We start from the raw sequence: 19,717 nt of genomic DNA on the forward strand, positions 1-19,717 counted from the left end.
TCAGCCCTGGATCATCGACGGGTCCATCCACATGATCTCCCAGGTGTGACCGGAGAGGTCGTCGAAGGCGCGGCCGTACATGACCCCGTGGTCCTGTGCGGGACGGGGCTCGGTGGCGCCCGCCGCCAGGGCCCCGTCGACGAGCTCGTCGACGGCGTCGCGGCTCTCGGCGCTCAGACACAGCAGCACTTCGGAGGTCTTGGTCGCGTCCGCGATGTCCTTGTGGGTGAAGTCCTTGTACCGGGCCTCGGTCAGGAACATGGCCACGATCGAGTCGGTGATGGGCATCGAGGCGCAGTTCTCGTCGGTGAACTGGGCGTTGAAGGTGTAACCGAGCTTGCCCCAGAAGGTCTTGGTGGCCTCCAGGTCCTTGACCGGCAGGTTGACGAAGATCATGGTGGAGGACATCGGGGTCTCTCTTCTCTCGGTGCGTTCCGTTGCTTTCGAGAGGTAGACCGCGGGGCCTCGGGGAACTCATCGCTCCCGGCGAAGTTTTTTCGAGATTTCCTCGACGCGCCACGAACGTGCAGGTCAGGACGTCATCGAGCGCAGTCCCAGAGCCGCCAGCGGTACGAAGCCCAGCCCGTCGGCGCTCTCCAGCGAGGCGTCGGCGCCGGCCAGCCGCTTGTGCAGGGTCAGCGCGATCCGCTCGCCCTGGGCTTTGGCCCGCTCCGCGTTCGGCCCCCGGTGCAGTCCGTCGATCGTGGCCCGCCACAGCTGCACCCAGCGGCCGAAGTCCGCGGCGGTCATCGCGCGGGCCGACTGGAGCGCCGCGTGCGGGGCGAAGACGTCGCGCCGGTATTCGGCGCTGCGGAAGAGGGCCCGCTCCCAGAAGTCGGTGATCCGGGGCAGGTGCACGTCGAGGTCGGTACCGGCGATCTCGGTGAAGAAGGGCCCGATGCGCGGATCGGCGAAGGCCGCCGTGTAGAAGCGGCGCAGGACGACGTCGAGGTCGGCGCGGCCGGTGATGTCGGTGACGGCGGCATGGGGGTTCATCACTCCACCATCCTCCCGCGCCCGGCCCCTCCCCAGGGCAGAAAGTCCCGCATCAAGCCGTCCGGAGCCGCTTCGATACCGCTTCGGCGGCTCTCTTCCGCCCTCTCCGATGTCCGGCCTCTCCGATGTCCGGCCTCTCCGATGTCCGGAAATCCCCCGGGCGCATTGACCTCGCGCCGGTCGCTCCCGCGTCATGTGGAATTGATGTGGCGTCAACTCCACGCTCCTAGGTTCCTCCACGCGTGCGTGACTCCCGCCCGACCGGGCGCGGAGCCCCTCCTCCACAGGAGTGACCGTGGAACGTCGTACCTTCCTTCGCGGGGCCGTCATCGGCTCCTCCGCCGCCGCCTTCGGCGGCACGCTGATGCACGGCGCGGCCTACGCGGCCCCCGCCCAGCCCGGCGCCGGACCCTACGGAGCTCTCGGCGCCGCCGACGCCAACGGCATCATGCTGCCCGCGGGCTTCAGCAGCCGGGTGATAGCCCGCTCCGGCCAGACGGTCCCCGGCACCTCGTACAGCTGGCACAGCGCCCCCGACGGCGGCGCCTGTTTCGCGGACGGCACGGGCTGGATCTACGTGTCGAACTCGGAGATCAACCCCTCCGGCGGGGCGAGCGCGGTGAGGTTCGACTCCTCCGCCACCGTCACCGGCGCCTACCGGATCCTCTCCAACACCCGGCAGAACTGCGCGGGCGGCAAGACCCCGTGGAACACCTGGCTGTCCTGCGAGGAGGTCGACCGCGGCTTCGTCTACGAGACCGACCCCTACGGGGTGAACGCCTCCGTGCAGCGCCCCGCGATGGGCCGCTTCAAGCACGAGGCCGCCGCCGCCGACCCGGTCCGCCAGGTCGTCTACCTGACCGAGGACGAGACCAGCGGCTGCTTCTACCGCTTCATCCCCACCACCTGGGGCAACCTCTCCTCCGGCACCCTCCAGGTCCTCAAGGCCGGCACCGCCACCTCCGGCTCCTTCACCTGGGCCAACGTCCCCGACCCGGACGGCTCGCCGACCAGCACGCGCACCCAGGTCTCGGGGTCGAAGAAGTTCAACGGCGGCGAGGGCTGCCACTACGCCAACGACACGGTGTGGTTCACGACCAAGGGCGACAACCGGGTCTGGCAGCTCAACCTCGCGAACAGCACCTACGAGCTGGCCTACGACGACTCCCTGGTCCCCGGCGGCAACGCCCCCCTGACGGGCGTCGACAACGTCACGGGCTCCTCGTACGGCGACCTGTACGTCGCCGAGGACGGCGGCAACCTGGAGATCTGCGTGATCACCCCGGACGACGTGGTCGCGCCGTTCCTGCGGGTCACCGGCCAGTCCTCCTCGGAGATCACCGGCCCGGCCTTTTCTCCCGCCGGCAACCGCCTCTACTTCAGCAGCCAGCGCGGCACGAGCGGCAGCTCCTCGGGCGGCATCACGTACGAGGTGACGGGCCCCTTCCGCACCTGATCCCGACGGCCCCGCGTCCGGCCGCGCCCCGGCGGGGTCACGAACCCGCCGGGGCGCGGCCGGTCACGACATCACGGCCCCGCCCTTGAGCAGCGCGGCGCCGAGCGGCGTCACCGTGTGCAGCACCGCGTTGCCGCGCCGCAGCGTGGTGACCAGCCCGGCCTCCCGCATCACCCCGGCGTGCTGGCTCGCCGAGGCCAGTGACACCCCGGCCCGGCGCGCCAGCTCGCTCGTGGTGGCCCCGTCACCGATCGCCTGGAGCACCACCGACCGGGTGTGCCCGACGAGCTTGCCCAGGGTGAGCTGGCGGTGCCTGCGCCGCTCCTCCGCGGGCCGGGCCGCCTCGCCGCCGGGCTGCGCGGAGGAGAGCTCGGCCGCCGCCGGATACACCAGCACGGGCGCCAGCTCCGGATCGTGCAGGGTCACGGCCGTGCGCCGGCAGAAGAAGGAGGGCTGGAGCAGCAGCCCGCGCCCGCGGAGCCGTACGTCCCGGTCCACCGGGTAGTCGCACTCCAGCACCGGCGCCCGCCAGCGCAGCATCGGCGGCAGCGAGGCCAGCAGCTCGTCCGCTCCCCCGTCGAGCAGCGCCCGCCCCCGCATGGCACGCTCGGCCTCGATCTGCGCCTGGATGTGGCTCCAGTACGGCTCCACGGCCGCCCGGTGGTACCCGCGCAGCTCCCCCAGCAGCCGGGGCAGGTGCGCGGTGTCGCCCTCCATGAAGTCCCGCAGCCGCCTGGGCACCGGGCTCTCGGAGCCGCGGTGCGCACCCCCGTCGGCCGTCCCCGGCATCCCGAAGGCCGCGGCCATGCCCGAGCCGGCCTCCACGCCCCGCCCGAGCAGGGTGAGCTCGCGGCGCAGCCGCTCGGGGCGGATCCCGCGCAGCGCGTCGAGGCCCACGTCCCACCCGTACTGCCCCTCCGTGGGGGTCAGGAAATCGGGGAAATACCCGCGGCTCGGTATCAGCGCGCCGAGAAGTCGTGTTTCACCATTCAACCTGGTGCGTGTTTCCGCACGCCAATCGCCGAAGAGCCGGGTATCGCGCCGGTCCCGTAAGCGGTGAAAACTCAAGATGGTTTCCCACAACGCATCCGGACGCCCTGCCATCCTTACGCGCGCGAGGTCCACTCCAGTGAAATGGATACGCAGCACCCGAACCCCCACCTGTGCAACCGCAATCCCCCCGCCCCTTGAGTATGCATGCCGTCACACGTGGTCACCATGGCCTTTCAGCCACAGTTGAAACCCCTTTCGGCGAAGGTGTGACAACCGAAATCCTGTACTCCGCCGGGCACACTCCGGCGCGACCGAAACGCTCCGCGAAGGCCGTGGGGGGCTTTGCGGGGCCTGGCGGTCGGTCGCACCGGGAAGCGCCGACGTGTCCGGCGGATTGGCGGCAGGCGGTGGACGGGTGGGGATCCGTCCACCGCCTGTTGCTGTTAAGGCATCTGGAACAACATTGAACCAATACTGGGCCGGAGGAACGCCGGGGAACAGCGGCGAACACCGTCCCCGAACGCACCGGAAGGCCGGGGAAATAGACGCGCCTGCCACCGGACGTCAGGGAACCCGGGGGCAGGCGCGGTCAATGGGGGCCCCGGCATCGGGGCCGCGGAGGGTCAGCGGCTGTCGCTGCCCTTCGCCTCGGCGGCGGCGCGGCCGGCCTCCAGGCGCGCGACCGGAATCCGGAACGGCGAGCAGGAGACGTAGTCCAGGCCGACCTCGTGGAAGAAGTGGACGGACTCGGGGTCGCCGCCGTGCTCTCCGCAGACACCGAGCTTGAGGTCGGGGCGGGTGGCCCGGCCGGCCTCGACGGCGCTGCGGACCAGCGTGCCGACGCCGTCGCGGTCGATGGTCTCGAAGGGCGAGACCCCGAAGATGCCCTTCTCCAGGTAGGCGGTGAAGAAGCTGGCCTCGACGTCGTCGCGGGAGAAGCCCCACACGGTCTGGGTCAGGTCGTTCGTGCCGAAGGAGAAGAACTGCGCGGCCTCGGCGATCTGGCCGGCGGTCAGGGCGGCGCGGGGCAGCTCGATCATGGTGCCGATGGTCAGCTTGAGGTCGGTGCCGGTGGCGGCCTCGACCTCGGCGATGACCTGGTCGGCCTCCTCGCGGACGATCTCCAGCTCCTGGACGGTGCCGACGAGCGGGACCATGATCTCGGCGCGCGGGTCGCCCTTGGCGTTCTTGCGCTCGGCCGCGGCCTCGGCGATCGCCCGGACCTGCATCTTGAACAGGCCGGGGATGACCAGGCCCAGGCGGACGCCGCGCAGGCCCAGCATCGGGTTCTGCTCGTGCAGCTTGTGCACGGCCTGGAGCAGGCGCAGGTCGTTCTCGTTGGCGTCCTTGCGGGACTCGGCGAGGGCGACGCGCACCGACAGCTCGGTGATGTCGGGCAGGAACTCGTGCAGCGGCGGGTCGAGCAGGCGGACGGTGACGGGCAGCCCGTCCATCGCCTCGAACAGCTCGACGAAGTCCTTCTTCTGGAGCGGCAGGAGGGCACTGAGTGCCTCCTCGCGCTCGTCGTCGGTGTCCGCGAGGATCAGCCGCTCCACCAGTTCGCGGCGCTCACCGAGGAACATGTGCTCGGTGCGGCACAGGCCGATGCCCTGGGCGCCGAAGCGGCGGGCGCGCAGCGCGTCCTCGGCGTTGTCGGCGTTGGCGCGCACCCGCAGGCGGCGTACGCGGTCCGCGTAGGCCATGATCCGGTGCACCGCGGCGACGAGCTCGTCGGCGTCGTCGGCGCCGGCGTGCATGCGGCCCTCGAAGTACTCGACGACCGGGGACGGTACGACGGGTACCTCACCGAGGTACACCTTGCCGGTGGAGCCGTCGATGGAGACGACGTCCCCCTCTTCGACGACCGTCCCGCCGACCGTCATGCGGCGGCGCTTGGTGTCGACCTCGAGGTCCTCGGCGCCGCAGACGCAGGTCTTGCCCATGCCGCGGGCCACGACGGCCGCGTGCGAGGTCTTGCCGCCGCGCGAGGTCAGGATGCCCTCGGAGGCGATCATGCCGTCGAGGTCGTCGGGGTTGGTCTCGCGGCGGATCAGGATGACCTTCTCGCCGGAGCGGGACCACTTGACGGCCGTGTAGGAGTCGAAGACGGCCTTGCCGACGGCCGCGCCCGGGGAGGCGGCGATGCCGCGGCCCAGCAGCTGGGTCTTGGCCCCCTCGTCGAAGCGCGGGAACATCAGCTGCGCGAGCTGGGCGCCGTTGACGCGCTGGAGGGCCTCGGCCTCGTCGATCAGGCCCTGGTCCACGAGCTGGGTGGCGATGCGGAAGGCGGCGCCGGCGGTGCGCTTGCCGACACGGGTCTGGAGCATCCACAGCTGGCCGCGCTCGATGGTGAACTCGATGTCGCAGAGATCCTTGTAGTGGTTCTCCAGCGTCGTCATGATCGTCATGAGCTGGTCGTACGAGACCTTGTCGATGGTCTCCAGGTCCGCGAGCGGCACGGTGTTGCGGATGCCCGCGACCACGTCCTCGCCCTGGGCGTTCTGCAGGTAGTCGCCGTAGACGCCCGCGTGGCCGGTGGCCGGGTCGCGGGTGAAGGCGACGCCGGTGCCCGAGTCGGGGCCGAGGTTGCCGAAGACCATGGAGCAGATGTTGACCGCGGTGCCCAGGTCGCTCGGGATGCGCTCCTGGCGGCGGTAGAGCTTGGCGCGGTCGGTGTTCCAGGAGTTGAAGACCGCTTCGACGGCGAGGTCGAGCTGCTCGCGGGCGTCCTGCGGGAACTCGCGGCCGGCCTGCTTGGCGACGATCTTCTTGAAGCGGGTGACCAGCTTCTTGAGGTCGGCGGCGTCGAGGTCGGTGTCGACGGTGACCTTCTTGGCGGCCTTGGCCTCGTCGAGGGCTTCCTCGAACAGCTCGCCGTCCACGTCCAGGACGGTCTTGCCGAACATCTGGATCAGGCGGCGGTACGAGTCCCACGCGAAGCGCTCGTTGCCGGCCTGGGTGGCGAGACCGGCGACGGACTCGTCGGAGAGGCCGATGTTGAGGACCGTGTCCATCATGCCGGGCATCGAGAACTTGGCGCCGGAACGCACGGAGACCAGCAGCGGGTCGTCCGACTGGCCGAGCTTCTTGCCCATCTTCGCCTCGAGGGCGGCGAGGTGCGCGCTGACCTCTTCGCGCAGCTCGGCCGGGGCCTCGCCGCTGTCGAGGTAGACCTTGCAGGCCTCGGTGGTGATGGTGAAGCCGGGAGGGACCGGCAGACCCAGGTTGGTCATCTCGGCGAGGTTGGCACCCTTGCCACCGAGAAGGTCCTTGAGGTCGCGGTTGCCCTCCGTGAAGTCGTAGACGAACTTCTGATCTTTGTTTTCCGACACGGGTCTCGACTCCTCGAGGCTCGGTGGCTGCCCTGACGGCCAGGAACATACCCAGATCGAAGGCTTATGGGTACGTCTACTTGACGGACATGCGGACTTAACCACCTGGGTGCCAGCCAATCGAATGTAACTGAAGAGTAGCCAAAACCTACGAAGACCCTTCAGATCCCGAAGGGTGAGGCGTTCACCACGGCCTGTTTGCGCTCGGATGAGCGATCATCGATCCATTTGCGTTCAAGAGTTGAACGAACAAAGGGTGGCACCCAGTGCCACCCTTTGAAAGTCTTATCCGTGACCACAGTGCTCATCTGAGCGAAACCTCACCCATGCGTGGCGTATGTCACGCCACCGACGGCACGTTTTGCCACCCGATTCTCAGCCTCCGGACGTGTCCAGTTCGGCGTCCTCGCTCACGCCCGCGCAGTCGTACGGATCGTTCAGCCATCCCTCAGGCAGGACAACTCGGTTGTTTCCGGACGTACGGCCCCTGGGGCCGTCCGCGCTGTCGGGCCAGGGCTGGTCCAAGTCCAGCTCGCTCAGATGAGCGTCCAGCTCCGCCAGGGACGAGGTCACGGCGAGCTTCTGCCGCATCTCCGAGCCGACCGAGAAGCCCTTGGTGTACCAGGCCACGTGCTTACGGAAGTCGATCACCCCGCGGGCCTCGTCGCCGATCCACTCCCCCAGCAGCTCGGCATGGCGCAGCATCGTCCGCGCGACCTCGCGCAGGGTCGGCTTGTGGAAGTCCTCGGGGCGGCCTTCGAAGGCCGCGACCAGGTCGTTGAACAGCCACGGGCGCCCCAGGCAGCCGCGTCCCACGACCACGCCGTCGCAGCCCGTCTCGCGGACCATCCGCAGCGCGTCCTCGGCACACCAGATGTCTCCGTTGCCGAGCACCGGGATCTCCGGCACGTGCTCCTTGAGCCGTGCGATGGCCTCCCAGTCGGCGGTGCCGCCGTAGTGCTGGGCGGTGGTGCGGCCGTGCAGGGCTATGGCGGTGACGCCCTCCTCGACGGCGATCCGGCCGGCGTCGAGGTAGGTGAGGTGGTCGTCGTTGATGCCCTTGCGCATCTTCATGGTCACCGGCAGGTCGCCGGCGCCCGCGACGGCCTCGCGCAGGATCGCGCGCAGCAGGTTCCGCTTGTACGGAAGGGCCGAGCCGCCACCCTTGCGGGTGACCTTGGGCACCGGGCAGCCGAAGTTGAGGTCGATGTGGTCGGCGCGGTCCTCTTCGACGATCATGCGGACCGCCTTGCCGACCGTCGCGGGGTCGACTCCGTACAGCTGGATCGAGCGGGGCTTCTCGGTCTCGTCGAAGTGGATCAGCTGCATGGTCTTCTCGTTGCGCTCGACCAGGGCCCGGGTCGTGATCATCTCGCTCACGAACAGCCCCTTGCCGCCCGAGAACTCGCGGCACAGCGTACGGAACGGGGCATTGGTGATGCCGGCCATGGGCGCGAGCACCACCGGGGGCTGCACGGTGTGCGGGCCGATCGCGAGAGGCGGGGGGAGCGTGGTCATCCCCCCATTGTGGCTCAGCCGCGCCGTTGATCGCATGTCGTTAGTTAGGCGTACTATCGGCCCCATGGACGAGCTGACCCAGCGGCGACGCCTGCTGATCCTGACGATCTGCTGCATGAGCCTGCTCATCGTCAGCCTGGACAACACCGTCCTGAACGTCGCCCTCCCCTCCATGCGCCGCGATCTGCACGCCTCCGTGGCCGGCATGCAGTGGACGATCGACGCGTACACGCTGGTCCTGGCCTCGCTCCTGATGCTGGCCGGCTCCACCGCGGACCGGATCGGCCGCCGCAAGGTCTTCACGGCCGGCGTCGTGCTCTTCACCGCCGGCTCGGTGCTCTGCTCGCTCGCGCCCAGCCTGGGCTGGCTGATCGCCTTCCGGATGATCCAGGCCGTCGGCGGCTCGATGCTCAACCCGGTCGCCATGTCGATCATCACCAACACGTTCACCGACCCGAAGGAGCGCGCCCGCGCCATCGGCGTCTGGGGCGCGGTCGTCGGCCTGTCCATGGCCGCGGGCCCGCTGATCGGCGGCCTGCTCGTGGACTCGGTCGGCTGGCGGTCCATCTTCTGGATCAACCTGCCCGTCGGCATCCTCGCCCTCGTCCTGACCCTGCGCTACATCCCGGAGTCCCGGGCCGACCACCCGCGCCGCCCGGACCCGGTCGGGCAGCTGCTGGTCGCGGGGCTGCTCGGCTCGGTGACGTTCGGGATCATCGAGGCCCCCTCCGCCGGACTGCGCTCCCCGCTGATCCTGGGCTGCGCGCTCGTCGCCGTCCTGTCCCTGGTCGGGCTGCTGGCCTACGAGTCACGGCGGGCGGAGCCCCTGATCGACCCGCGCTTCTTCCGTAGCGCCCCCTTCAGCGGGGCCACCGTCATCGCGGTCAGCGCCTTCGCCGCGCTGTCCGGGTTCCTGTTCCTGAACACCCTCTACCTCCAGGACGTACGGGGCCTGGACGCCCTGGACGCCGGCCTGTACATGCTGCCGATGGCGGCCTTCGCCTTCCTCTGCGCCCCCGTGTCGGGACGGCTCGTCGCCGCCCGGGGACCGCGGCTGCCGCTGCTGGTCGCGGGCGTGACGATGGGGGCGAGCGGGCTGCTGTTCGCCGCCTTCTCGGCCGAGAGCTCGACGCCGACGCTGTTCTGCGGGTACGTGCTCTTCGGCATCGGGTTCGGCCTGGTGAACGCGCCGATCACCAACACCGCGGTCTCCGGGATGCCGCGCGCCCAGGCCGGCGTGGCCGCGGCGGTGGCCTCCACCAGCCGGCAGACCGGCGGGGCGCTGGGCGTGGCGATCGTGGGCGCCGTCCTGGCCGCCGGGATGGCCGGCGGGTCCGGCTCCGCCGCCGACTTCGTGTCCGCGGCCCGGCCGGCCTGGTGGATCATCACGGTGTGCGGACTGCTCGTCCTGTGCGTGGGCTTCGCCACCAGCGGCAGCTGGGCCCGGGAGACGGCCCTGCGCACGGCCCGCGCGCTGGAGCCGCAGGCCGGCCCCGCGCGCACGGGCGCCTCGCCGCGGCACTGAGCCGGGGCCGGGCGGCTGCTCGCGCGCCCGCCTGAACGCCCGGCGGCCTCACTCCCCGCAGGCGAAGTCCTCGCTGTTCGAGTCGATCCGGTCCAGCAGGCCGCGCAGCGCCTCCTGGTCCCGGTCCGAGAGGCGGGCGAACAGGCCGAGTTCCACCGCGTCGAGCGCCGCGTTCGTCTTCGCGAGGGCCTCGGTGCCGGCGTCGGTGATGGCGACGTTGTGGCGGCGGCGGTCGGCCGGGTCCCGGCGGCGCTCGACGAGCCCGTCGCCCTCCAGGTCGTTGAGGATCCCGACGAGCACGCTGGGGTCCACCTCCAGTCGCTCGGCCAGCGCGCGCTGGCCGATGGGCCCGCCGTCCAGGTGCGTGAGGGCCATCGCGTGGCGCGGGGTGAGTCCGGCGGCGCTGAGCGCCTGCTTCATGCGGGTCTGGGTGATCGATCCGTGCCAGGCCAGCAGCATGCCCAGCCGCTGCGGCGGGTGCGTGGGGTCCTGAAGCGCCGTCATGTCCACATCGTAACAACCGGGAAATGATTGCGCCGGGACAATCGTTGATGGTATTCAATGGTTCTACATCGCCGATCGTTGGAGCCCATCATGTTCATCGCCTATGCCGTCGTCGCCGGCCTGCTCGCCCTCACGCTCGCCGCGTCCGCGACCTTCACCCTCCAGCGCAACCCCGCGATCACGGAGAACATGGTGAAGGTCGGAGTGCCGGACTCCTGGCTCCCCCGACTGGCCACCCTCAAGGCGGCCGGGGCGATAGGCCTGGTCGCGGGCCTGTGGCTGACCCCGCTGGGCATCGCCGCCGCCGTCGGCGTGACCCTCTACTTCATCGGCGCGGTCGTCTTCCACCTGCGCGCGAAGGACTACGCCCTCGCCCCCGCGGCCGTCCTCCTGCTGATCGCGGCGGCCGCCGTGATCCTGCGCGCGGCGGCCTGACCCCCCTGCGCCGCACCCGCGCCGCACCCGCCGAGACCCCGGGCGCGACCCGGCCGCGATCCGCGCACCGGCCTCCTGGACAGTTAGTCTGCGCGCAGATAGTCTGCGCGAAGAACATCTACCAGGAGGCCCCCATGTGGGAGTACGAGCACGGCATCGAGACCAGCGCCGCACCCGAGGCGATCTGGGCCCTGTGGGCCGACGTCGAGAACTGGGGCGCCTGGAACGCCGACATCGAGAAGATCGAGCTCCGCGGCACCTTCGCGGCGGGCGCGGAGATCACCATGACCCCGGCCGGCCAGGACCCGGTGGAACTGCTCGTCGCCGAGGCCGCCGAGGGTGAGATGTTCGTCGACGAGGCGCGCTTCGGCGGCCTGGTCCTGCGGACCACCCACCGGATCGACCGGCTCGAGCCGGCGCTCAGCCGGGTGGTGTACCGGATGGAGATCAGCGGCGAGGGCGCGGCCGAGGCGGGCCCGCAGATCGGCCCGGGCATCACGGCCGACTGGCCCGACACCCTGGCGGCACTGGTCCGGGCGGCCCGGGGCTGATGGCCCTGACCCCGGGCGAGAGCCCCGGCTTCCTGCTCTGGCACGCCACCTTGCGCTGGCAGCGGGGCATCGCCGCGGCGCTGGGGCCCCTGGACCTGACCCACGTGCAGTTCGTCCTCCTCGCCTGCGCCTGGTGGCTCAACGAACAGGGCGAGCACCCCAACCAGCAGGCGCTCGCGCGCCAGGCGGGCACCGACGTGAAGATGACCTCGCAGGTGGTGCGCACCCTGGAACAGAAGGGGCTGCTCGCCCGCGAGGTCGATCCGGCGGACACCCGCGCCAAGCGGCTGCGCGTCACCGCGGCCGGGGCCGAGCTGGCCCCGCGGGCGATCGCCGCCGTCGAGGGAGTGGACGAGGAGTTCTTCCGGCCGGTCCCGCGCGGGGACGCCGTCACCCTGCTGAGCCGCCTGGCCCACCCCAAGTCCTGACGCTCCCCGGCCCCCGACCCACAGCCCCGTCCGCCTTGCGGGCGGGGCTTTCTCGCACGAACGAGTGACAGATATTGAAATCTGTCAGCCGTCATGCCATTCTCGTTCCATGACGACGAACCAGAGCACCTCCCACGGCACCTCAGACGGCACCTCACCGACCGGCACCCGCACCCTCGGCAGGACCGGACCCAGCGTCTTCCCCTTGGGCCTGGGCTGCATGGGGATGTCCGCCCTGTACGGCGAGGCCGACCGGGCGGAGTCCCTCGCCACCATCCACGCCGCCCTGGACGCCGGGGTCACCCTGCTCGACACGGGCGACTTCTACGGCATGGGGCACAACGAGCTCCTCATCAACGAAGCCCTGCGCACCGCCCCCGCCGCGGCCCGCGAGAAGGCGCTGACCAGCGTGAAGTTCGGCGCCCTGCGCACGGTCGAGGGTGGCTTCACCGGGTACGACGGGCGGCCGGAGGCCGTCAAGAACTTCCTGGCCTACTCGCTCCAGCGGCTCGGCCGGGACCACATCGACGTCTACCGCATCGCCCGCGTGGACCCCGACGTGCCGATCGAGGAGACCGTCGGCGCCATCGCGGAGGCCGTCACGGCCGGGCACGTCCGGCACATCGGGCTCTCCGAGGTCGGCGCGGACACCCTGCGCCGGGCCGCGGCCGTGGCACCGATCGCCGACCTCCAGATCGAGTACTCCCTGATCTCGCGCGGGATCGAGGAGGAGATCCTGCCGACCGCCCGCGAGCTCGGCATTGGCGTCACGGCGTACGGCGTGCTGTCCCGCGGCCTGATCAGCGGCCACTTCACCCGCGACCGGTCACTGGCTCCGGGCGATTTCCGCGGGATGAGCCCGCGCTTCCAGGGCGACAACCTCGACCAGAACCTCGACCTGGTCGACGCCCTGCGCAAGGTCGCCGACGAGAAGGGCGTGAGCGTCGCCCAGACGGCCATCGCCTGGGTGCTCTCACGGGGCGAGGACATCGTGCCGCTGGTCGGCGCCCGCAGCCGGGAGCGGCTCGGCGAGGCCCTGGGCGCCCTTCAGGTCACCCTGACCGCCGCCGACCTGGCCGCCATCGAGGACGCGGTTCCGGCCGGTGCGGCAGCGGGCGATCGATACCCCGCGGCCCAGATGGCCCACCTGGACAGCGAGCACTGATCCGGCTGTACGGTCGTACTCATGCCACCCGCAGCAGCCGAGCCCCTCACCCCCGAGCGCATCCTCGAAACCACCGAGGAGGTGCTGCGCCGCTTCGGTCCGACCAAGGCGACCGTGGTGGACGTGGCGCGCGCCCTGGGTGTCAGCCACGGCAGCGTGTACCGGCACTTCCCCTCGAAGGCCGCGCTGCGCGAGGCCGTCACGGAGCGCTGGCTCACCAAGAGCGTGGTCATGCTGGAGGAGATCGTCTCGGCGCCGGCCGAGCCGGGCCCCTCCAAGCTGGAGTCATGGCTGGGGGCGCTGTTCGAGGCCAAGCGCCACAAGGCCGGTGACGACCCGGAGCTGTTCGCGACGTACATCGTGCTGCTCGGCGAGAGCAGCGGCGTGGTGGAGCACCACATCACCGAGCTGATCGGGCAGCTCTCCCGGATCATCGGCGAGGGGGTCGCGGCGGGATCGCTCAGCGCGCCCGACGTACCGGCCGCCGCGCGCGCGGTGTTCGATGCCACCGGCCGCTTCCACGATCCGCAGTACGCGGCGGACTGGCTGGAGCCGACCATCACCGCCGAGTTCGAGGCGGTCACCGCCCTGGTCGTCCGGGGCCTGCGCGCCTGACGTCCGGAACCGGCCAGCCCGGAATCGGTCAGTCCGGACAGCTTGATCAGCATTTGGAGCGGCGGGCCCTTGCCGCGCGGCTTTCCGTATTCCTACGTTCCCCTTACCGCACATCATCAGGTCCGTTCCAGGGGGAACACTTTGTCCGCTCAGCAAGAACCGGCAGCGCGGTCCGGGCCGCCGGCCAGGTCCGGATCGGCCGCCGCGATCGGCTGGGTCCTGACCATCGCCTTCAACGTGGTCGCGCCCATCCTCACGTACAACACGCTGACCGACCGGGGCTGGAGCGATTTCGCCGCGCTCCTGGTCAGCGGCGTCTGGCCGGTGGTCGACTCCATCGTCCACCTCGCCTGGCGCCGCAAGATCGACGAGTTCGCCGTGGTCACCCTGTTCTTCCTGGTGATCACCGCTCTCGTCACGCTGATCGGCACGCACTCGGCGCGTGCCCTGCTCATCAAGGACTCGGGGGTGACGGGGCTGTTCGGCGTGCTCTGCGTCGCCACCCTGTTCGCTCCCCGGCCGCTGATGTTCTACTTCGGCCGAAAGTTCGGGACCGACGGGACCACGGAGGGCGTGGCGTACTTCAACGGGCTCTGGCAGTACCCGGACTTCCGCAAGGCGATGCGGCGGATGACCATCGTCTGGGGCGTCGCCTACCTCATCGAGGCCGCGCTGCGGCTGGTGCTGGCGTACACGCTGAGCGTCGACACGATGGTCTGGGTCAGCCCCCTCCTGATCTACGGCTTCCTGGTTTCGCTGATCGTCTGGACCATCCGGTTCTCGAAGCGCACCCAGGCCGAGGGCCAGGCCAGGGCCGCGGCAGCGGCGGAGGCAGCAGCAGCCGCGGAGGCCGGCAGCCCGGCCCCGGCGTAACCGGCCCGGAAGACGGCAGTGGCCCGGTGCGCGATGCGCACCGGGCCACTGCCGCATCCGCGGCGGAACCTAGCAGCCGAGCAGGCGGCTGCCGAGGTAGCTCTGGATCTGGTCCAGGGAGACGCGCTCCTGCTTCATGGTGTCGCGCTCGCGCACGGTCACCGCGTTGTCGTCGAGGGTGTCGAAGTCGACGGTGACGCAGAACGGCGTGCCGATCTCGTCCTGGCGACGGTAGCGGCGGCCGATGGCGCCCGCGTCGTCGAACTCGATGTTCCAGTGCTTGCGCAGGTCGGCGGCGAGGCCCTTCGCCTTCGGCGACAGCTGCGCGTTGCGGGACAGCGGCAGGACGGCGACCTTGACCGGAGCCAGGCGCGGGTCGAAGCGCATCACGGTGCGCTTCTCCATGACGCCCTTGGCGTTCGGAGCCTCGTCCTCGTTGAACGCGTCGAGCATGAAGGCGAGCATCGCGCGGTTGACACCGGCGGCCGGCTCGATGACGTACGGGGTGTACTTCTCCTTGGTCTCCTGGTCGAAGTACACGAGCTCCGAGCCGGAGGCGGCGGAGTGCGCCTTGAGGTCGAAGTCGGTGCGGTTGGCGACGCCTTCGAGCTCGGAGAACTCATTGCCACCGAAGTTGAAGCGGTACTCGATGTCGGCGGTGCGCTTCGAGTAGTGGGACAGCTTGTCCTTCGGGTGGTCGTACCAGCGGATGTTCTCCTCGCGGATGCCGAGGTCGCGGTACCAGTTCCACCGCTCCTGCATCCAGTACTCCTGCCACTGCTCGTCCTCGCCCGGCTTGACGAAGAACTCCATCTCCATCTGCTCGAACTCGCGGGTGCGGAAGATGAAGTTGCCGGGGGTGATCTCGTTGCGGAAGGACTTGCCCATCTGCGCGATGCCGAAGGGGGGCTTCTTGCGCGAGGAGGTCATCACGTGGGCGAAGTTGGTGAAGATGCCCTGGGCGGTCTCGGGGCGCAGGTACGCCTTGGAGCCGGTGTCCTGGGTCGGGCCGAGGTGGGTCTCCAGCATGCCGGAGAACTGCTTGGGCTCGGTGAACTGGCCCTTCGTGCCGCAGTTGGGGCAGTTGATGTCGGCGAGACCGTTGGCGGGCACGCGGCCGTGCTTGGCCTCGTACGCCTCTTCCAGGTGGTCGGCGCGGTGGCGCTTGTGACAGGAGGTGCACTCGGTCAGCGGGTCCGAGAAGGTGCCGACGTGACCGGAGGCCACCCAGACCTCGGGCGCCAGGATCACGGAGGAGTCGAGGCCGACGATGTCCTCACGCCCGGTGACCATGGCCTTCCACCACTGGCGCTTGATGTTTTCCTTGAGCTCGACACCGAGCGGACCGTAATCCCAGGCGGCCTTGGAGCCGCCGTAGATGTCACTGCACGGGAAAACGAAGCCACGGCGCTTGCTCAGGCTGACGATGGTTTCGATCTTGTCGGCGGCCACGGTGCTCTCTTCATTTACGAGGACGAACGGCGAAGCCTCAAGGTTACCGGCGCCCGCACCCCCCCTTTCAAATCGGGACCCCCCTCCTCCGGTCCCGCGCACCCCTCCCACCAGGGTTTTTGACAATCGTTTCCATCTTTGATGAAAATGGATGTCATGAACGTACGACGACGCCTCATACCCACCGCCGCCCTCGCCGGAGCCGTTGCCCTCGCCGCCACCGCCCTGACCGCCTGCTCGGGCGCCGCGGGAGCCGCCGAGGGCAAGGACGGCAAGCTCGACGTGATGGCGTCGTTCTATCCGATGCAGTTCCTCGCCGAGCAGATCGGCAAGGACCACGTGAAGGTCGACACCCTCACCAAGCCCGGGGTCGAGCCGCACGACCTGGAGATCACCCCGAAGCAGACCGCGCAGCTCGGCGAGGCCGATGTCGTCCTCTACCTCAAGACGCTGCAGCCCGCCGTCGACAAGGCCGTCGCCCAGTCCGGCGTGAAGAACGTCGTCGACGCCGCCACCCTCACCAAGCTGGAGGTGCACGGCACCTCCGGCCACGACCACGCCGCCGAGGGCGACGGCCACGACCACAGCCACGGGGAAGCCGGCGAGGACCCGCACGTCTGGCTCGACCCGGTCAAGTACGCGGAGATCGCCAAGGGCGTCGGCGCGGCCCTGGAGAAGTCCGACCCCGACCACGCGGCGGACTACAAGAAGAACACCGCCGACCTCGTCGCCAAACTGGGCGCGCTCGACACCGAGTTCAAGGACGGCCTGAAGAACACGGCCTCCAAGACCTTCATCACCACCCACTCCGCCTTCGGCTACCTCGCCGAGCGCTACGGCCTCGACCAGGAGGGCATCTCCGGCGTCGACCCCGAGTCCGAGCCCAGCCCGGCCCGGATGAAGGACCTGCAGACCCTCGCGAAGCAGGACAATGTGTCGACGGTGTTCTTCGAGACCCTGGCCAGCGACAAGACGGCCAAGACCCTCGCGACGGACACCGGCCTGAAGACCGACGTCCTGGATCCCCTGGAGGGAATCACGGACAAGTCCCAGGGCGCTGACTACTTCGAGGTCATGCGGGCCAACCTGAAGAACCTCCAGAAGGCACTCGGCACCAAGTAATGGCGACAGCAGTAGCGGCATCGGAGGCGCGAGCCATGGAGTCCACGCCCACACAGGCCCTGGACCAGCCCGTCATATCCCTGCGCGGGGCCACGGCCTCGCTCGGCTCGCGCCCCGTGCTGCGCGGCATCGACCTCACCGTGCGCAGCGGTGAGGTCGTCGCCCTGCTCGGCGCCAACGGTTCCGGCAAGTCCACGGCCGTCCGCGCCGTGGTCGGTCAGGTCCCGCTGAGCGACGGCGCCCTCTCCCTCTTCGGCACCGACTTCAAGCGCTTCCGCGACTGGTCGCGCATCGGGTACGTCCCGCAGCGCACCACCGCCGCCAGCGGCGTGCCCGCCACCGTCCGCGAGGTCGTCTCCGCCGGCCGGCTCGCCCGGACCCGCTTCGGGTTCCTGCGCAAGGCCGACAAGGCCGCCGTGGAGCGCGCGCTGGACCTGGTCGACATGGGCTCCCACGCCGACGCCTCCGTGAACGCCCTCTCCGGCGGCCAGCACCAGCGGGTGCTCATCGCCCGCGCGCTCGCCGGCGAGCCGGAACTGCTGATCATGGACGAGCCGATGGCCGGCGTGGACCTGGCCAACCAGGAGGTCCTCGCGAACGCCCTGCGCACCCAGGTCGCCGCCGGCACCACCGTGCTGCTGGTCCTGCACGAGCTGGGCCCGCTGGAGCCTCTCATCGACCGCGCCGTCGTCCTGCGCGACGGCTGCGTCACGCACGACGGCCCGCCCCCGGAGGCCCTGGGCCAGCACGCGCTGCCCGGCCACGACCACGTACACCCGCACTCCGCGCACGACGCCGAGCCCCTCCGGACGGGACTGCTGAGCTGATGGACCTCCTCGACTACGCCTTCATGCAGCGGGCCCTCATCGCCGCCGCCCTGGTCGGCATCACGGCCCCCGCGATCGGCACGTACCTCGTGCAGCGCCGCCAGGCCGTCATGGGCGACGGCATCGGGCACGTGGCCATGACCGGTGTCGCCCTCGGCTTCTTGCTCAACACGAGCCCGGTGTGGATGGCCACCCTCGTCGCGGTCATCGGCGCGGTCGGCATGGAGCTGATCCGCTCCCGCGGCAAGACCAGCGGGGACATCGCGTTGGCCATGCTCTTCTACGGCGGCCTGGCCGGTGGCGTCATGATCATCAACCTGGCTCCGGGCGGCTCGACGGCCAATCTGACCAGCTACCTGTTCGGCTCCATCACCACGGTCTCGGCCGAGGACATCACCGCGGTCGTGATCCTCGCCCTGTTCGTCGTCGCCGTCACCCTGGGCCTGCGCCGCCAGCTCTTCGCGGTCTGCCAGGACGAGGAGTTCGCCCGGGTCACCGGCCTGCCGGTGCGCTTCCTGAACCTGCTGATGGCCGTCACCGCGGCCGTCACCGTCACCGTCGCGATGCGCATCGTCGGCCTGCTGCTGGTCAGCGCCATGATGGTGATCCCGGTCGCGGCCGCCCAGCGCGTCACCCGCGGGTTCACCGCCACCCTGACGGTGGCCATGGTCATCGGCGTGCTGGTCTCCCTGTCCGGCACGGCCGCCACCTACTACATCGACGCACCGTCCGGCGGCACGATCGTGCTGCTCGCCATCGCCGTCTTCATGGTGATGACGGCCGTGTCCACCCCCCTGGCCCGGCGCCGGGCCAGGGCCGCCCGCGCCGCCGAGGAAGTCTGTACGCGGGACGACGTAAAGGTGTGACGGGTTCGGGCAGTCGGCCGCCTGGCACAATGGGCCGAGACCGAAACGAGGAGGAACCGGTGGCGACTGCGCCTGGCGAGATGAATACCGCGCCAGTACGAGGACGATCCACCCGACAGCGGGCCGCCGTCGCGGCGGCGCTGGACCAGGTGGACGAGTTCCGCAGTGCCCAGGAACTCCACGACATGCTCAAGCACCGCGGTGATTCCGTGGGCCTGACCACGGTCTACCGCACCCTGCAGTCCCTCGCGGACGCCGGCGAGGTCGACGTGCTGCGCACCAGCGACGGCGAGTCCGTCTACCGGCGCTGCTCCACCGGGGACCACCACCACCACCTGGTCTGCCGCAAGTGCGGCAAGGCCGTCGAGGTGGAGGGCCCGGCGGTGGAGAAGTGGGCAGAGACCATCGCGGCGGAGCACGGCTTCGTGAACGTCGCCCACACCGTGGAGATCTTCGGCACCTGCGCGGACTGCGCCGCCAAGCCCGCCTAGAGCCTGCGCAGGTTCCGGTCCAGGATCGCCCGCAGGGCGTCGGTGTCCGCCGGGGGCAGGATGCCCCGCTTGGGCAGGACCGTGAGGGCCACCGCCGACTTGTCGTCGCTGAGCATGACGAACGAGCCCGGTGTCTCCAGGTACGTGGGCTGCGCGCTCCACCCGACGCGCGCCTCGCTGTCGGCCGTCGTCACCCGGACTCCGGAGTCGTCGACGAGGACCCGAGCCTCCCCCGCCTTCTCCACGTAGCCGGCGAACGACCGCGCCAGCAGCCAGGGCGTCAGACGGGGAACGAGCGGCGAGAGCGCCCACAGCACCGCCCCGGCGACGGCCACGCCAACAGCCCGGGCACCAACGGTCCCGTCCAATACCACGGTCAGCGCCCCGAACAGGACCAGCAGCGTCCCGAGCACGGGGTACATCCAGCGCAGGCGCCGCCCCGCGGCCGTCGAGGCGGACCGGGCCCGGAGCGCCTCGGCGAGCTCCGGCCTGGTCGTCAGATACACCAGTTCGACCGCCCGGCCGCCTGGCGCCGCCACCTGCTCCGCATGCATGTTCGTATCCATGA

General features: G+C 70.2%; 20 protein-coding genes. 12 read left to right on the forward strand and 8 right to left on the reverse strand.

Features of this window, described 5'->3' with window-relative positions; genetic code table 11:
• Both ACFYYB_RS09910 and ACFYYB_RS09915 read right to left on the reverse strand, forming a co-directional pair.
• Positions 1 to 408, reverse strand: coding sequence for a VOC family protein (locus tag ACFYYB_RS09910; protein ID WP_389434379.1), 408 nt, complete (start codon positions 406 to 408; stop codon positions 1 to 3).
• A 123-nt stretch (positions 409 to 531) separates the two neighbouring features.
• Complete coding sequence (locus ACFYYB_RS09915; RefSeq protein WP_389434380.1) at positions 532 to 996, reverse strand: group III truncated hemoglobin; 465 nt, start codon at positions 994 to 996, stop codon at positions 532 to 534.
• Positions 997 to 1,291: 295 nt separating this feature from the next.
• On the opposite strand from ACFYYB_RS09915, the gene ACFYYB_RS09920 reads away from it, so the two are divergent.
• Positions 1,292 to 2,452, forward strand: coding sequence for an alkaline phosphatase PhoX (locus ACFYYB_RS09920; protein WP_389434382.1), 1,161 nt, complete (start codon positions 1,292 to 1,294; stop codon positions 2,450 to 2,452).
• 63 nt (positions 2,453 to 2,515) lie between these two features.
• Here the strand turns inward: ACFYYB_RS09920 and ACFYYB_RS09925 are convergent, their stop codons facing one another.
• The 3 genes from ACFYYB_RS09925 to dusB form a co-directional block, all read right to left on the reverse strand.
• The gene (locus ACFYYB_RS09925) at positions 2,516 to 3,601 is read right to left on the reverse strand and encodes a helix-turn-helix domain-containing protein (RefSeq protein ID WP_389434383.1); all 1,086 of its coding nucleotides are present in this window, start codon (positions 3,599 to 3,601) and stop codon (positions 2,516 to 2,518) included.
• 467 nt (positions 3,602 to 4,068) lie between these two features.
• Complete coding sequence (ppdK, locus tag ACFYYB_RS09930) at positions 4,069 to 6,777, reverse strand: pyruvate, phosphate dikinase (RefSeq protein ID WP_389434385.1); 2,709 nt, start codon at positions 6,775 to 6,777, stop codon at positions 4,069 to 4,071.
• 375 nt (positions 6,778 to 7,152) lie between these two features.
• Positions 7,153 to 8,295 carry a tRNA dihydrouridine synthase DusB gene (dusB, locus tag ACFYYB_RS09935; protein WP_254382970.1) on the reverse strand — a complete coding sequence of 381 codons (1,143 nt, stop codon included), beginning with the start codon at positions 8,293 to 8,295 and terminating at the stop codon, positions 7,153 to 7,155.
• 64 nt (positions 8,296 to 8,359) lie between these two features.
• Here dusB and ACFYYB_RS09940 point away from each other — a divergent pair, with 64 nt between their 5' ends.
• Positions 8,360 to 9,820, forward strand: a complete 1,461-nt coding sequence (locus ACFYYB_RS09940; protein ID WP_389434386.1) for an MFS transporter — start codon at positions 8,360 to 8,362, stop codon at positions 9,818 to 9,820.
• 48 nt (positions 9,821 to 9,868) lie between these two features.
• Here ACFYYB_RS09940 and ACFYYB_RS09945 read toward each other — a convergent pair whose 3' ends face one another.
• Positions 9,869 to 10,324 (reverse strand): MarR family winged helix-turn-helix transcriptional regulator, encoded by a 456-nt coding sequence (locus ACFYYB_RS09945; RefSeq protein ID WP_389434387.1) that lies wholly within the window; start codon positions 10,322 to 10,324, stop codon positions 9,869 to 9,871.
• Between the two features lie 90 nt (positions 10,325 to 10,414).
• On the opposite strand from ACFYYB_RS09945, the gene ACFYYB_RS09950 reads away from it, so the two are divergent.
• The 6 genes from ACFYYB_RS09950 (at position 10,415) to ACFYYB_RS09975 (ending at position 14,391) form a co-directional block, all read left to right on the forward strand.
• Positions 10,415 to 10,759, forward strand: coding sequence for a DoxX family protein (locus ACFYYB_RS09950; protein WP_389434388.1), 345 nt, complete (start codon positions 10,415 to 10,417; stop codon positions 10,757 to 10,759).
• Between the two features lie 134 nt (positions 10,760 to 10,893).
• On the forward strand, positions 10,894 to 11,310 hold the full coding sequence (locus ACFYYB_RS09955; protein WP_389434390.1) for a polyketide cyclase: 417 nt from the start codon (positions 10,894 to 10,896) through the stop codon (positions 11,308 to 11,310).
• Positions 11,310 to 11,738 (forward strand): MarR family winged helix-turn-helix transcriptional regulator, encoded by a 429-nt coding sequence (locus tag ACFYYB_RS09960; protein WP_389434391.1) that lies wholly within the window; start codon positions 11,310 to 11,312, stop codon positions 11,736 to 11,738. Before ACFYYB_RS09955 ends, ACFYYB_RS09960 begins: the two co-directional genes overlap by 1 nt.
• Positions 11,739 to 11,847: 109 nt before the next feature.
• Positions 11,848 to 12,903: an aldo/keto reductase gene (locus tag ACFYYB_RS09965; protein ID WP_389434393.1), complete on the forward strand. Its 1,056-nt coding sequence runs from the start codon at positions 11,848 to 11,850 to the stop codon at positions 12,901 to 12,903.
• Positions 12,904 to 12,924: 21 nt separating this feature from the next.
• On the forward strand, positions 12,925 to 13,518 hold the full coding sequence (locus ACFYYB_RS09970; protein WP_389434395.1) for a TetR family transcriptional regulator: 594 nt from the start codon (positions 12,925 to 12,927) through the stop codon (positions 13,516 to 13,518).
• 141 nt (positions 13,519 to 13,659) lie between these two features.
• Positions 13,660 to 14,391 (forward strand): VC0807 family protein, encoded by a 732-nt coding sequence (locus ACFYYB_RS09975; protein ID WP_389434397.1) that lies wholly within the window; start codon positions 13,660 to 13,662, stop codon positions 14,389 to 14,391.
• A gap of 69 nt (positions 14,392 to 14,460) precedes the next feature.
• Here ACFYYB_RS09975 and ACFYYB_RS09980 read toward each other — a convergent pair whose 3' ends face one another.
• Complete coding sequence (locus tag ACFYYB_RS09980) at positions 14,461 to 15,843, reverse strand: glycine--tRNA ligase (protein WP_389434399.1); 1,383 nt, start codon at positions 15,841 to 15,843, stop codon at positions 14,461 to 14,463.
• Between the two features lie 156 nt (positions 15,844 to 15,999).
• On the opposite strand from ACFYYB_RS09980, the gene ACFYYB_RS09985 reads away from it, so the two are divergent.
• The 4 genes from ACFYYB_RS09985 to ACFYYB_RS10000 are packed head-to-tail and all read left to right on the forward strand — an operon-like array spanning position 16,000 to position 19,149.
• Positions 16,000 to 16,965 carry a metal ABC transporter substrate-binding protein gene (locus tag ACFYYB_RS09985; RefSeq protein WP_389434401.1) on the forward strand — a complete coding sequence of 322 codons (966 nt, stop codon included), beginning with the start codon at positions 16,000 to 16,002 and terminating at the stop codon, positions 16,963 to 16,965.
• 35 nt (positions 16,966 to 17,000) lie between these two features.
• Positions 17,001 to 17,792: a metal ABC transporter ATP-binding protein gene (locus ACFYYB_RS09990; RefSeq protein WP_389434402.1), complete on the forward strand. Its 792-nt coding sequence runs from the start codon at positions 17,001 to 17,003 to the stop codon at positions 17,790 to 17,792.
• Positions 17,792 to 18,658, forward strand: coding sequence for a metal ABC transporter permease (locus tag ACFYYB_RS09995; protein WP_274552012.1), 867 nt, complete (start codon positions 17,792 to 17,794; stop codon positions 18,656 to 18,658). Before ACFYYB_RS09990 ends, ACFYYB_RS09995 begins: the two co-directional genes overlap by 1 nt.
• Before the next feature lie 59 nt (positions 18,659 to 18,717).
• Entirely contained in the window at positions 18,718 to 19,149 is a 432-nt protein-coding gene (locus ACFYYB_RS10000; RefSeq protein ID WP_389434404.1) for a Fur family transcriptional regulator, read from the forward strand.
• Here the strand turns inward: ACFYYB_RS10000 and ACFYYB_RS10005 are convergent.
• Positions 19,146 to 19,715, reverse strand: coding sequence for a hypothetical protein (locus tag ACFYYB_RS10005; RefSeq protein ID WP_389434406.1), 570 nt, complete (start codon positions 19,713 to 19,715; stop codon positions 19,146 to 19,148). The genes ACFYYB_RS10000 and ACFYYB_RS10005 overlap by 4 nt on opposite strands.
• Positions 19,716 to 19,717: the final 2 nt, after the last annotated feature.

It is taken from the genome of Streptomyces sp. NPDC002886 (assembly GCF_042888445.1).
In the GTDB taxonomy this organism is placed as follows: domain Bacteria; phylum Actinomycetota; class Actinomycetes; order Streptomycetales; family Streptomycetaceae; genus Streptomyces.

Bases quoted from the DNA above. Each gene is read 5' to 3' on its own strand.
- ACFYYB_RS10005 (WP_389434406.1), bottom strand. From the start codon at position 19,715: ATGGATACGAACATGCATGCGGAGCAGGTGGCGGCGCCAGGCGGCCGG.
- ACFYYB_RS09970 (WP_389434395.1), top strand. From the start codon at position 12,925: ATGCCACCCGCAGCAGCCGAGCCCCTCACCCCCGAGCGCATCCTCGAA.
- ACFYYB_RS09995 (WP_274552012.1), top strand. From the start codon at position 17,792: ATGGACCTCCTCGACTACGCCTTCATGCAGCGGGCCCTCATCGCCGCC.
- ACFYYB_RS09965 (WP_389434393.1), top strand. From the start codon at position 11,848: ATGACGACGAACCAGAGCACCTCCCACGGCACCTCAGACGGCACCTCA.
- ACFYYB_RS09955 (WP_389434390.1), top strand. From the start codon at position 10,894: ATGTGGGAGTACGAGCACGGCATCGAGACCAGCGCCGCACCCGAGGCG.
- ACFYYB_RS09945 (WP_389434387.1), bottom strand. From the start codon at position 10,324: ATGACGGCGCTTCAGGACCCCACGCACCCGCCGCAGCGGCTGGGCATG.
- ACFYYB_RS09950 (WP_389434388.1), top strand. From the start codon at position 10,415: ATGTTCATCGCCTATGCCGTCGTCGCCGGCCTGCTCGCCCTCACGCTC.
- ACFYYB_RS09910 (WP_389434379.1), bottom strand. From the start codon at position 408: ATGTCCTCCACCATGATCTTCGTCAACCTGCCGGTCAAGGACCTGGAG.
- ACFYYB_RS09915 (WP_389434380.1), bottom strand. From the start codon at position 996: ATGAACCCCCATGCCGCCGTCACCGACATCACCGGCCGCGCCGACCTC.
- ACFYYB_RS09985 (WP_389434401.1), top strand. From the start codon at position 16,000: ATGAACGTACGACGACGCCTCATACCCACCGCCGCCCTCGCCGGAGCC.
- ACFYYB_RS09990 (WP_389434402.1), top strand. From the start codon at position 17,001: ATGGAGTCCACGCCCACACAGGCCCTGGACCAGCCCGTCATATCCCTG.
- ACFYYB_RS09940 (WP_389434386.1), top strand. From the start codon at position 8,360: ATGGACGAGCTGACCCAGCGGCGACGCCTGCTGATCCTGACGATCTGC.
- dusB (WP_254382970.1), bottom strand. From the start codon at position 8,295: ATGACCACGCTCCCCCCGCCTCTCGCGATCGGCCCGCACACCGTGCAG.
- ACFYYB_RS09960 (WP_389434391.1), top strand. From the start codon at position 11,310: ATGGCCCTGACCCCGGGCGAGAGCCCCGGCTTCCTGCTCTGGCACGCC.